We start from the raw sequence: 12,150 nt of genomic DNA, 5'->3' as shown, positions 1-12,150 counted from the left end.
CATCACCCTCTCAAAAGAAAAAACAGGATAAGGGCAAGGAAAAAGAGCGATTGTCCCGACTTGAGTCGGTCCAATCGCCCTTTTTTCTGTTCACGCTCGGATAGAGCGGAGGTTTTTCAGTGCCCTCAGCGAAGCGGGATGTGGTTTCTCACGATTGATACGGCAATCTGGAGTTCGGTTTGTCCACCTTGAAGTGGAACGTTTAAATCAAAACGTCCCCATTGTTTAAAGTCGCCTAACTCTGAAAACGCGGGTGGGTCCTGGTGATCCAACTTCATGACCTCCAATCGTGTGTCTCTCTTCTTCCTTAGTATAACTTCTTTTCTATAAAAGACGTGTAAAAATATTGGTGTGGGTATAACCGACTGAACGAATTCTGTTCCGTTGCTATTGTTTTTCTATATTATGCCAAAAGATTCCTTTATTAAAAAGCAAAAGGCGGTGGAAAAACACGATCGGCTTAAATGCCAATCGTGTTCATTGATGAACCGCTTCTTTTAAAGTTGGTAATTCACAGATGAACGTGCTGCCTTCACCGTAAATCGATTCGACGTGTAGGTGGCCTTCGTGTGCTTTAGTGATTTCCTTACAGATGGCAAGGCCAAGCCCGGTCCCGCCGATTTTACGACGGTCCGAATTGTCGACACGATAAAATTTTCCGAATAAGTTCGGCAGAGCGGACGAAGGGATGCCGATCCCGTTATCGCGTACTTTTATGACGACTTGATCGTCGATCCGTTCGAGCGAGACGAGGACGTTGCCGCCTTCTGGTGAGTATTTGATGGCGTTGCTGAGCAAGTTGCCGAGTAGTTGTTGCATCCCGCCGAGATCTGCCTCGATATGAAAATCTTGGGCCGAGTCGGCGTCGAGGTGAATGTGGTGCAGGTCGGTCGTCTCTTGATAGAATGTGATGCTGTCACGTGCTAGTGTATACAAATCGACATGTTCCCACTCGAACGTCTGTTTTCCGGCCTCCATCTTTTGAAGGTCGAGGAAGTCGCTGACCAAGTAGGAGAGGCGTTTCGCCTCGTCATGAATCGTCTTCAAATACAATTCGCGGCGGCTGTCTTTCAAATTACGTTCGAGCATCAATTCTGTGAACCCGTAAATCGATGACAGCGGCGTCCGTAATTCATGAGACACGGTCGAGACGAGCTCGGACTTCATTCGGTCGATTTCGGTTTCGGCCGTCACATCACGTAAGACGAGCATCGTTCCGTGAAGCGTCTCGTCCCGGTAAATACTCTCCGCATACACTTGGAGGTGACAATCCCCCTGGTCAAGCGAGATCGAAAGTCCGTCTACCGGAGGGTCTTGGTTGAAGACGCGTTCGATATAGTCGATGAACAACTCACGTTGGTCGACGCGTTCGGCCAACTGTTCGATATCGATCGAGACGGTGGCCAATTCCTCATAGCCTTTGTATTCGAACTGAAGCTCATCGAACATGCGCACGAAAGCCCGGTTACCGACGACGGTCTGTTCTTCATAGTTCAAGTAGAGGATCGCTTCGCGCACCGAGTTGATCAGTTGGGCCGTCTCTTTCCGGTCTTGTTGCATCTGACTGTAAAGGCGCGTCCGTAGCAAGGAAATCGCTAATTGATTCGCGAACGCGTTCAATTCCGACTTTTCGCTCGCATCGAACTGTTCGTCATAACAAGCGAGATAGAGGCACCCGATCATCGTGCCGTCAGACGGATCCTTTACCGGGATGGCCGTCTCGTGGATATAGTAAGGATAGTTGTGAACATCGTCGGCAATTTTTTTCGACGTCGCCTCGAGTGCTTGTGAGGTCATGGTACGTTGTAATAGATATGATTTTTCGATTAAGCTCTCTTGTTGTTCCTCGGTCATTCCGTTTGGGACGACCGAATGGATTTCTCCGTCTTTGACGAGCAGCAACGCGCCGAATTCTGCTTGGGTCAACGAGACGATTTTTTCGATGACCGACGAGTAATCGAACAGCGATTCCTTTGAGGCGAGCACTTCAATTAATTCGTTTCGGGATTGTAGTTTGATCTCGTTTTGTTTTGATTCCTCGAGCACTTTTTGCATCTCTTGTTGCTTCGTGTGCATGTTTTCATTTTGAGCAGACGTCCGTTTAATGAGCGGTCGCCCGATTAATAAAATAGCTCCGATAAACATGGCTAACCCGACTACCCAGATCCAACGTAGCGACATCAGTTCGCTTGACGAGACAGTCCCGTCTCGAACGAACCAAGCTCCGATCCCGGTCAAGACGAGGCTGGCGATACATACTCCGTATAAGATGCGGAGTATTTGGCGACTGTCCAATTGTTCAACCCACTTGCTCATAATTCTCTCTACTTCCTTCCATATCTAAAAACCACTTCACTTCATTCATTCATCAAATAATCGAAATATACATAAAGAGAAATCGTCTGATTTTTCTTTTTATCTAATTAATATATCTAGACAGATTTACCCCTAATTTAATGATCCTACACATTCCGATGCGCTTACGTTTGACATCGTCCATTCGAAACAGCTAGCTTGAAAGTAACAATATGATGAAAGAAGAGGTGGGCTATGTTATCAATCGATCCGACTGCATTGACTGAACGAGACACGTATAAATTTTTAATCGGGAGCATCGTCCCGCGGCCGATTGCTTTTGTGACGACGCGCAACGGTGATGTCATCAATGCTGCCCCGTTCAGTTACTTTAATATCATCGCGTCAAACCCTCCGCTCGTCTCGGTGTCCATCCAACGGAAAGACGGCGTCATGAAAGATACGGCTCGGAATGCAGTTGCGACGGAAGAACTCGTGATTCATATCGTCGATGAGACGAACGTCGCACTCGTAAATGAGACGGCGGCGAACCTAGGGCCGGAGGAAAGTGAGCTCGACCGGACGACGTTCACGCTCGAACCGAGTGACGTGATTGAAACGCCGGGTGTCAAAGAAGCGAAGATCCGGATGGAGTGTAAACTTCATCATCACGTTCCGATTGAACATGACGGAAAAGTGACGGCCGATGTTTTAATCGCCCGTGTCGTCCGTTTTCATGTCAATCCCGAATTGTATCAAGCCGGGCGCGTCGACCTAGCGCAATTGGCACCGATTAGCCGTCTGGCCGGCGATTTTTATGCCAAAATCGGGGAACAGTTCGAGATTGAACGACCTAAATAATCTGGCAGGCGCCCGCTCGTTTTGGAGAGAGGGCGCCTGTTTTCGGGTAAAGAACGGAAAGCCGATTCGCACGAGGTATTTCTTTCATTCAAGCGGCTCAATATGTCACAATAAAATCAGAACATTCGAATTTCGGAAGAGACAGGAACAAGAGAAAAAGGGGAGTCGGCCATGTCTTATCGTCCAGCCATTCAATCGATCATCACCGCCATTGAGACGGTGATCGTCGGAAAAGAAGATGTCATCGCGAAAAGTTTGACTGCTTTGCTTGCCGGAGGTCACGTGCTGTTAGAAGATGTCCCGGGTGTCGGGAAGACGATGCTCGTCCGTGCGTTCAGCCGTGCCATCGACCTTAACTTTAAACGCGTTCAATTCACTCCAGACATGCTCCCGTCCGATTTGACGGGCATCTCGATGTATAACCAAAAGACGAAAGAGTTTGAATATCGTCCCGGTCCGCTTATGGGAAACATCGTCCTAGCCGACGAGATCAACCGGACGTCACCGAAGACGCAGTCGGCGCTCTTAGAGGCGATGGCGGAGCGCAGTGTGACCGTTGACGGCGAAGTGAAGATTCTTCCGTCGCCGTTCTTCGTCATGGCGACCCAAAACCCGATCGAGCATGAAGGGACGTATCCGTTACCGGAAGCCCAACTCGACCGTTTCCTTCTCAAAATCGAGATGGGCTATCCGTCATTCAATGAGGAGATTGCCTTGTTGACCCGTTTCGAGAAGGCAGAACCGCTAGAAGCGTTGCAAAGTGTCATCTCGAAAGAAGAAGTGGAACAGATGCAGCGTGAAGTACGCGACGTCCACGTCTCGAGCGCGGTCAAGCAGTATATCGTCCGCTTGATTCATGAGACGCGGAACGACCCGTTCACATACCTCGGCGGAAGTCCGCGGGCGACGCTCGCTCTAATGAAAACGGCTCAGGCGTGGGCATACATCCATAACCGTGATTTCGTCTTACCGGATGACGTCAAGGCGCTCGCGGGAAGCGTGCTCGGGCACCGGGTATTGTTGACGGCGGAAGCGCGCTATAAAGGGAAGACGTCAGAGCAACTCGTCAAAGGGTGGCTCGACACACTTCCTGTCCCGATGGATCGCGAGGTCAAGGAAGTATGAAAAATTGGATGAAGCTGTTCCTCGTTTGGGCGGCGGCATTCGGACTTTATGCGTTCGCTCGCATCGAAGGGAGTATCGTCGCGTCGACGCTATGGTGGTCATTTTTCGTCTTGACCGTGTACTGGACGCTGTTCATGGTGTATCCGGTCACGGCGGCGAACGTATCTCGTCGCGTCACGACAAAACGCCTCGTCTCCGGGCAGACGATGGACGTGGCACTTCGAATCGAACGGAAGTACCCGTTCCTCGTCGGTGTCGTCACGCTCGAAGAGACACCGCCACCGCGCTTGGCCGAGGTGACGGATCCAATCGTGATCCCGGTCGATCGTTTCTTTCGACGCAGTGAGACGGTCCATTATGAAGTGGAACACATTAAACGTGGCATTCATGTGTTTGACCGGACGCTTTTTCACGTGCGTGACGTCTTTGGGTTATTCGACCGTAAACGGACGCTTCGGATTGAGACGGTCGTCGAAGTCTCCCCGGCTGAACTTCCTTTCGATTTGCCGCGCGATGAACACGTCGGCGGACGGGGCGAGCAATATCGGCGCACCCGGACATATACCGAAGTCGCCAACACGACGAGCGGTGTCCGTGAGTATGCGGCCGGAGACCGTATCGGCCGGATCGATTGGAAAGCGTCGGCCCGTCGAGACAACTTGATGACGAAGACGTTCGACCAAGAGCAAGAAAAGAAACTATCGCTCGTATTCGTGCCGTCGGCTTCGGCCGGGCATGAGGAAGCGTTCGAACGTTCGCTATCACTGCTCGTCGGGGCGATTCGGCAACTCGAGCGCAAAAACTTGCCGTTTGAACTGTACGTCATCGAAGAGCAAGTCCGCTTGTTCCACTTGCCGGACCAAAGTGCCGAGCTTGGGCATTATCTGTTGACGGCGACGCCGGAACCGGAAGGCCGTCTCGTCGAGCGGGTCAAGCGCAACTTGCCGCAAGAGACGGGCAACTTGATTTTGATCAGCCCGTTTGAGACGAAATGGGTGCGCGAACTCATGCATGAGACCCAAGGTAGCTATCATCTCTATACGGCGAATGAGGTGACGACATGACCGAGTGGGTGAAGCGAATTGTTTATACGGCGCTGGCCGCTTACTTGTTGTCATTTTGGGTTGAACCGATCGTCGGAAGCACGACGTTTGATGTGAACTGGCCATTTTTATTTTTGCTGCTCGTGCCGATGTTTGCGAGCCTGCTCCCTTGGTACGGCTTTATCGCTGTCGTCGTCCTCAACTTTTTTACTGTCCTCTACATTTATCACGGCAGTTTGCTCGACTGGTTCGGGCTATGGCTCGACGACTTGACGGGCGTATTGAGCGGGGCGCTGCCTGAAGAAGCCATTTTCTTCTCGGCGATGGCGCTCATCGGTGTCTTGTTTGCCATCTTGGTCGGCCGGACGTATCCGAGCTACGGCTTCGTTCTCGGAATGATCGTGTCGACACTTGGGTTGATGGCGTATTTTGACACGTGGACGCTCTATGATGGTGAAAGTAACATCCTATTCGCCATCTTGGCATCGCTCTTCCTCTTGTTCGTGACCGATGTGGCGAAGCGTCCGAGCAAATCGCTCGTCCGTTACGTCAGCATCGGCCTGCTCGCGGCGGTCGTCATCGTGCTCGGCAGTGTGTCTCCGACAATCGAAGGGGACTGGTCCGATCGGGTGACGACGAGTTTCCAAAACGCTTTGAACGAGGGCGGTTCAGGGAGCGGCCGCGTCGGTTACGGCGTGAACGACGAACAGCTCGGCGGTCCGTTCGAACAAGATGACGGCATCGTCTTCATCGCCCGTGGTGTGCCGGCCCGCTATTGGCGCATCGAGGCGAAAGAGATTTACACGGGTAAAGGATGGGTCGAAGCCCCTGTCCTCGATTCTGACTATAACCGGGGGCAACTCGTCGACGATGAGGTCGATACGACCCCGGAGCAGGCGTTGCTCCGATTTGACCGCCGCCAGTCGTTCGTTCCGTATGGCGGGGAGTACCCGCAGGCGGCAGAGACGGAGAGTGGGAAGGAGTTCCTCGTCGGAGACATCGAAGAGTCGTTCCCGAATGAGACAATCCACATTCGACCTTCCGGAAAAATCGTATTCGATAATGACGGACAAGTGACGCCGGAGACGATTCAGTTGCGATACAGCGTTCCTGCATTTACAGAACAACAACTCGAACTGAACGAACCGGTGATGACGTTGACGGATGAGGAACAACAAGCCTATTTGCAGTTGCCGGAAACGCTACCGGACCGGGTCCGTGATTTAGCGGTCGAGATTATGGCCGACAGTGAGAACCCATACGAACAAGCTCAAGCGATCCAAGCCTTCTTTCGGTCAGGTGAGTTCCAATATGATACGGAAGATGTGGCGACCCCGGAAGGTGAGACCGACTATGTCGACCAGTTCTTGTTCGATACGCTCGTCGGGTATTGTGATAACTTCTCGACGTCAGCTGCCGTGCTCTTGCGGGCGAACGGTGTACCGACACGATGGGTGAAAGGCTTTACGATGGGGGATACACGCGGAGTCATCCAAGGTGAGGAAGAATATACGGTCCGAAACCGCCACGCCCACTCGTGGGTCGAGTATTTCGTGGAAGGGGCTGGTTGGGTGCCGCTCGAGGCGACGATCAGTTTCTCTGACGCCAACTTGTTGCAAGTCGAGACGGAATCGGGCATCCGAGCAGATGATCCAGTGGCGAACGACCCTCAGGCGAACCAAAACAATCAACAGACGAACCGTCCGCAAGAAGACTTGGCGCTCGACGACGTCGCGACAGGTGAGACGGCGACCGAGTCGTGGAACATACCGGTTTGGGCTTGGGTGCTCATCGTGTTCGCAGTCGCCTTGCTCGTCTGGAACCGCAAGTCACTCGAACGGTTGATTATGGTCCTCTGGTGGACGAGACGTCCGCTCAATGAACCACGGCTCGTGGCGATGCATCGTTATCTCGTGAAACGGCTTCGCGGCGCCGGATTTAAAGTTGAGGGCCGGACGCCGTCCGAGCTCGCGGCCGAAGTCGATGCGTACTACGAATCGGACGAAATGACGCGCCTGACGCGCTTGTTCGAACAGAGCCTTTACGCCGATCAAACTCCGAATTCAAAATATAAAGAATATTGGAAAATCATGATTCGCCGAATTATGAGTTGAAGTGAACGGGTGCATACAGTAAGATAGACGCATTAGTTAGACAATTGAACAAAGCATTCCTTCGTATATACTCGCGAATTGGCGCGAGAGTCTCTACCGGACCACCGTAAATGGACCGACTATGAAGGAGCACGTTTCGTATACAGAAAAAAGGGCGTGCTTCTTCTTCGGTTTGGTGAATCCGTGGGAGAGGCTCGCTCTTTTTTTGAGATGAAGGCAGAAAGGTGGAGGTTTTGTGAAGATAGAACAAGAAATGATTTTGGTGCTCGACTTTGGAGGACAATACAATCAGTTGATCACACGCCGAGTGCGTGACCTTGGGGTGTACAGTGAGCTTCATTCCCATAAGATGACCGCTGCCGAGATTCGTGAACTTGCCCCGGCCGGTATTATTTTCTCGGGCGGACCGAACAGCGTTTACGCGGAAGGTGCGTACCGCTGCGATCCAGAAATCTTTGAACTCGGTATCCCGATCTTTGGGATCTGTTACGGCATGCAGCTGATGACGCATCACTTTGGTGGACGCGTCGAACGTGCGGCCCACCGCGAGTATGGGAAAGCGACGCTGTTCTCGACACCTGAAGCATCTGCCCTTTACACAGGCTTGCCAGTTGAGCACACGGTTTGGATGAGCCACGGTGACCTCGTCATGGAAGCACCTGAAGGGTTCATCGTCGATGGGACGAACCCGTCTTGCCCGGTCGCCTCGATCAAAAACGACGACCTCAAAATGTATGGTGTCCAGTACCATCCGGAAGTACGTCACTCGGAGTACGGCAACGACATCTTGAAAAACTTCATCTATGAAGTGTGTGGTGCCAAAGGCGAGTGGTCGATGGAGAACTTTATCGACATCGAAGTCGAGAAGATCCGTGAGATCGTCGGCGATAAACAAGTCCTCTGCGCCTTGTCTGGCGGTGTCGACTCATCTGTCGTCGCAGCACTCGTCCATCGCGCGATTGGAGACCAGTTGACGTGTATGTTCGTCGACCATGGTTTGCTCCGGAAAAACGAGGCGGATAGCGTCATGAAGACGTTTGCTGACGGATTCAACATGAAAGTCATCAAAATCGACGCGCAAGAACGCTTTATGGCGAAATTAGCCGGCGTCTCTGATCCGGAACAGAAGCGGAAAATTATCGGCAATGAGTTCATTTACGTGTTTGACGAAGAAGCGTCTCAACTCGTCGATATGGACTTCCTTGCCCAAGGGACGCTTTACACGGATATCATCGAGAGCGGTACCGACACGGCGCAGACGATCAAGTCGCACCATAACGTCGGTGGCCTGCCTGAAGATATGAACTTCACGTTGATCGAGCCGCTCAACACGCTATTTAAAGATGAAGTACGGGAACTTGGGACAGAACTCGGTCTTCCTGAATACATCGTTTGGCGTCAGCCGTTCCCGGGACCGGGTCTTGGAATTCGCGTCCTCGGTGAAATCACGGAAGAGAAGCTCGAAATCGTCCGCGAGTCTGATGCGATCCTTCGCGAAGAAGTGAAGAAGGCTGGACTCGAACGTGATATCTGGCAGTACTTCACCGTTCTCACACCGATCCGTTCGGTCGGGGTCATGGGTGACGAGCGGACGTACGACTATGCGGTCGGCGTTCGTGCCGTGACGTCGATTGACGGGATGACATCGGATTGGGCGCGCATCCCTTGGGACGTGCTTGAAAAGATTTCAGTTCGAATCGTCAATGAAGTCAGTCACGTCAACCGTGTCCTGTACGACATCACATCGAAGCCACCAGCGACAATCGAGTGGGAATAAACTTGAGCAGAGGGAACCCCTCTGCTTTTGTCTAATTCCGAACATTTAACGAAAAAATATTAATAAAATCCGTCATTTTGTTGACATTCAATTTTAACGCTGATAAGATAAAAACGTTCTTATTCATATCCGAACAATCAAATTAAATTTTGCCGTATAATATCGGGAATATGGCCCGAGAGTCTCTACGAAATCACCTTAAATGATTTCACTACGGCGAGACATATATAAGGGGACGTCTGTCCCTGTATGTTTCGCGTGGGGTCCTCGGTCATTGATCGGGGACCTTTCTCGTTTTACGGCGAGCCAAGGAGGAAAACCAATGAGCACACAGCTCAAGCAAGAACCGAAACATCAACCGTCAGAAAGCCGGATCGAACGTCACTTCCAGTTGAATGAACTTGGAACGAACGTGAAAACCGAACTCGTCGCAGGATTCACGACATTCCTCGCGATGGCGTACATCTTGTTCGTCAACCCGAACGTGCTCGGGGCTGCTGGGATGGACATGGGTGCCGTCTTCGTGGCAACCGGTCTCGTCGCACTTATTGGATCGGTCACGATGGGGCTATTCGCCAACTACCCGATCGCTATCGCGCCAGGTATGGGGCTTAACGCCTTCTTCGCCTACAGTGTCGTCATCGGGATGGGCATCCCGTGGCAGACGGCGCTCTCGGGTGTTCTCGTCTCAGGATTGTTCTTTATCGTGTTAACACTTTCAGGTATTCGTGAGACGGTCGTCAATGCGATTCCGGCTCCGCTTAAAATGGCGGTCGCCGCTGGTATCGGATTCTTCATCGCCTTCATCGGATTGAAAAACGCCGGTATCGTCGTCGCCAACGAAGCGACGCTCGTCGGTCTCGGTGCACTCGGTACAGGGACGACGCTTCTCTCGGTATTCGGTCTTGTCGTCACAGCGCTTCTCATGGTCCGAAACGTTAAAGGTGGTATCTTCATCGGGATGCTCGCGACAGCAATCGTCGGAATGATCTTCAACCTCGTCCCGACACCGACGGCGATCTCGGATATCGTCTCGATGCCGCCGAGCATGTCTTCAACGTTCGGTCAAGCATTCATCAACTTTGCGGACGTGTTCACGGTACAAATGCTCGTCGTCATCTTGACGTTCTTCTTCATCGACTTCTTCGATACAGCGGGTACGCTCGTTGCGGTCGCTCGTCAAGCGGGCATCATGAAAGACAACAAAGTACCGCGTGCGAGTAAAGCACTCATGGCTGACTCGACAGCTACAGTCGCTGGTGCGATTTTCGGTACGTCGACAGCGACATCTTACGTCGAATCGTCAGCGGGTGTGGCTGCAGGTGGCCGTTCTGGATTGACAGCAGTATTTGCGGGTCTCTTCTTCGGACTAGCACTCTTCTTCTCGCCACTTCTCGCAGTCGTCACGTCGGCAGTCACAGCCCCGGCGCTCATCATCGTCGGTGTATTGATGGCGTCAGCACTTCTCGATATCGATTGGAGAAAGCTTGAGATTGCGATCCCTGCGTTCATGACGATTCTCATGATGCCGCTCACTTCATCGATTGCGACCGGGATTGGGCTCGGGTTCATCCTGTATCCGCTCATGATGATGGCGAAAGGGAAGGCGAAAGAGGTTCATCCGATTGTGTACGGAATGCTCGTCATCTTCCTCGCATACTTCATGTTCTTGCCACACGCTTAAATGGCTAAGGCCGACTCGATTAGGAGTCGGCCTTTTTGTATGCAGTGTTTTCTGGCAGGAACGGATCATACATCGTGAGTGCGTGGTTTTCAGTGATGAACTCATTGCGTAGCAGTGTGCCGTCCTGTGAAATGACTTCTCGGAAAATTTGATTGTGCCGGATTGTCCCGCTCCACCACTCCTTTGTGAAATGGTGGTTTTGTTCGTATATTTTATAACTGACGGCCGGCGGGATGTCGGATCGCCATTCGCCGACAAGTTCATCTCCTTCTATATATAGAAGCAATTGATACGTTTGGGTTGTCTGATTCATAATTTGCAGATCGAGATAATTGTATGAACATGTCGCCCCGCTGCCGAACGGTTGGTCGCGTCTAGAGTCCGGGAATACATCGTAACTGTGCCGATAACGTTCGGTGACGGTGAGTGGGCTGTGCAGTGTGATCCAGTAAATCAAATTCGAAAGTTGACATAGGCCGCCCCCGACACCGGTAGTGACTTTGCCGTAGTGAAGGATCATGCCGTCGACATATCCTTTCCGTTTCGTCGGCCGCCCGATTGATTTCCAGTAAGATAATACTTCACCAGGGTGGACGATCAAGTTGTTAAGTTGCTTGATTGCGATGTTCAGGTTGATCACTTTGTTTCGTTGCATTTCCATATCGACATCACGGAGTCTTCTGTATAAAGGTGTGCGATGGGTGTGGATCAAATGAGGTAACGGCGCTTTACTTTTAGTGGACGCATAGTGCTTCTCGTCCGTCATCCATTCGAGACTTCGTTTGAGCGTATATGCTTGTGTCCCAGCCTAGATACGTAGGGGCGACCTGTGTTTTGGTTGGAGTTGCTGCATGTTGTGGCCACCTTCTGTGAATGAGTATAGGGAACGTATTCGAGTAGCGGAGAGTGATTCCTTCTTTAATGAAAAAGAGAAGAGAAATTTTTCTGAAGTTTTTTTAGAATAATGCTTGCCAGGCAGTTTGGGGGATGATATAGTTATCTCTGTTGCCAACAACGCTTTCGGAAAATGAGAAAAAAGTTGTTGACATGATTTAAAAAGAAATGTTATTATCATTTAGTCGCTAACGGCGACAGACGAACTTTGAAAACTGAACGATGAGGCAAAAAAAGTTTTACAAGTTTTGATTGAAGCGCAAGCTTCGTCATTTTCAAGAGCTATATCAAATTCTTTGGAGAGTTTGATCCTGGCTCAGGACGAACGCTGGCGGCGTGCCTAATACATGCAAGTCG

Annotated in this window: 8 protein-coding genes, 1 rRNA gene, 1 pseudogene and 2 riboswitches; of the genes and pseudogenes, 7 read left to right on the top strand and 3 right to left on the bottom strand. The window is 51.3% G+C overall.

Annotation, left to right across the window (positions count from 1 at the left end; translation table 11 throughout):
• Positions 1-125: 125 nt before the first annotated feature.
• On the bottom strand, positions 126-272 hold the full coding sequence (locus EVJ28_RS14155) for a hypothetical protein (protein WP_161566993.1): 147 nt from the start codon (positions 270-272) through the stop codon (positions 126-128).
• 205 nt (positions 273-477) lie between these two features.
• A complete protein-coding gene (locus tag EVJ28_RS13805) occupies positions 478-2,316 on the bottom strand; it encodes an ATP-binding protein (protein WP_236634179.1) in 1,839 nt (612 codons plus the stop codon).
• 234 nt (positions 2,317-2,550) lie between these two features.
• Between EVJ28_RS13805 and EVJ28_RS13800 the strand changes: the two genes are divergently transcribed.
• From EVJ28_RS13800 to EVJ28_RS13775, 6 genes are all read left to right on the top strand, one after another.
• Entirely contained in the window at positions 2,551-3,156 is a 606-nt protein-coding gene (locus EVJ28_RS13800; protein ID WP_131458893.1) for a flavin reductase family protein, read from the top strand.
• Between the two features lie 171 nt (positions 3,157-3,327).
• Positions 3,328-4,281: an AAA family ATPase gene (locus tag EVJ28_RS13795; protein ID WP_070329107.1), complete on the top strand. Its 954-nt coding sequence runs from the start codon at positions 3,328-3,330 to the stop codon at positions 4,279-4,281.
• Positions 4,278-5,345, top strand: coding sequence for a DUF58 domain-containing protein (locus EVJ28_RS13790; RefSeq protein ID WP_131458892.1), 1,068 nt, complete (start codon positions 4,278-4,280; stop codon positions 5,343-5,345). The genes EVJ28_RS13795 and EVJ28_RS13790 overlap by 4 nt, the downstream gene beginning before the upstream one ends.
• Positions 5,342-7,438 carry a transglutaminase domain-containing protein gene (locus EVJ28_RS13785; RefSeq protein ID WP_131468132.1) on the top strand — a complete coding sequence of 699 codons (2,097 nt, stop codon included), beginning with the start codon at positions 5,342-5,344 and terminating at the stop codon, positions 7,436-7,438. The genes EVJ28_RS13790 and EVJ28_RS13785 overlap by 4 nt, the downstream gene beginning before the upstream one ends.
• A 41-nt stretch (positions 7,439-7,479) precedes the next feature.
• Positions 7,480-7,580: riboswitch (purine riboswitch) on the top strand.
• 111 nt (positions 7,581-7,691) lie between these two features.
• Positions 7,692-9,215, top strand: a complete 1,524-nt coding sequence (gene guaA, locus EVJ28_RS13780) for a glutamine-hydrolyzing GMP synthase (RefSeq protein WP_070329119.1) — start codon at positions 7,692-7,694, stop codon at positions 9,213-9,215.
• A gap of 132 nt (positions 9,216-9,347) precedes the next feature.
• Positions 9,348-9,449: riboswitch (purine riboswitch) on the top strand.
• Positions 9,450-9,537: 88 nt separating this feature from the next.
• Positions 9,538-10,899 (top strand): NCS2 family permease, encoded by a 1,362-nt coding sequence (locus tag EVJ28_RS13775; RefSeq protein ID WP_131458890.1) that lies wholly within the window; start codon positions 9,538-9,540, stop codon positions 10,897-10,899.
• 19 nt (positions 10,900-10,918) lie between these two features.
• Here EVJ28_RS13775 and EVJ28_RS13770 read toward each other — a convergent pair.
• A pseudogene (locus tag EVJ28_RS13770) lies at positions 10,919-11,752 on the bottom strand (VanW family protein).
• Positions 11,753-12,086: 334 nt separating this feature from the next.
• Between EVJ28_RS13770 and EVJ28_RS13765 the strand changes: the two are divergent.
• A 16S ribosomal RNA gene (locus tag EVJ28_RS13765) occupies positions 12,087-12,150 on the top strand; the annotation flags it as partial.

Source organism: Exiguobacterium sp. SH3S3, from assembly GCF_004337115.1.
GTDB classification, from domain to species: Bacteria; Bacillota; Bacilli; order Exiguobacteriales; family Exiguobacteriaceae; genus Exiguobacterium; species Exiguobacterium aurantiacum_A.
Note: the sequence above shows the minus strand (reverse complement) of the source record. Positions and strands in the feature narration are given on the sequence as shown.

Bases quoted from the DNA above. Each gene is read 5' to 3' on its own strand.
- EVJ28_RS13795 (WP_070329107.1), top strand. From the start codon at position 3,328: ATGTCTTATCGTCCAGCCATTCAATCGATCATCACCGCCATTGAGACG.
- EVJ28_RS13805 (WP_236634179.1), bottom strand. From the start codon at position 2,316: ATGAGCAAGTGGGTTGAACAATTGGACAGTCGCCAAATACTCCGCATC.
- EVJ28_RS13785 (WP_131468132.1), top strand. From the start codon at position 5,342: ATGACCGAGTGGGTGAAGCGAATTGTTTATACGGCGCTGGCCGCTTAC.
- EVJ28_RS13775 (WP_131458890.1), top strand. From the start codon at position 9,538: ATGAGCACACAGCTCAAGCAAGAACCGAAACATCAACCGTCAGAAAGC.
- EVJ28_RS13790 (WP_131458892.1), top strand. From the start codon at position 4,278: ATGAAAAATTGGATGAAGCTGTTCCTCGTTTGGGCGGCGGCATTCGGA.
- EVJ28_RS13800 (WP_131458893.1), top strand. From the start codon at position 2,551: ATGTTATCAATCGATCCGACTGCATTGACTGAACGAGACACGTATAAA.
- guaA (WP_070329119.1), top strand. From the start codon at position 7,692: ATGATTTTGGTGCTCGACTTTGGAGGACAATACAATCAGTTGATCACA.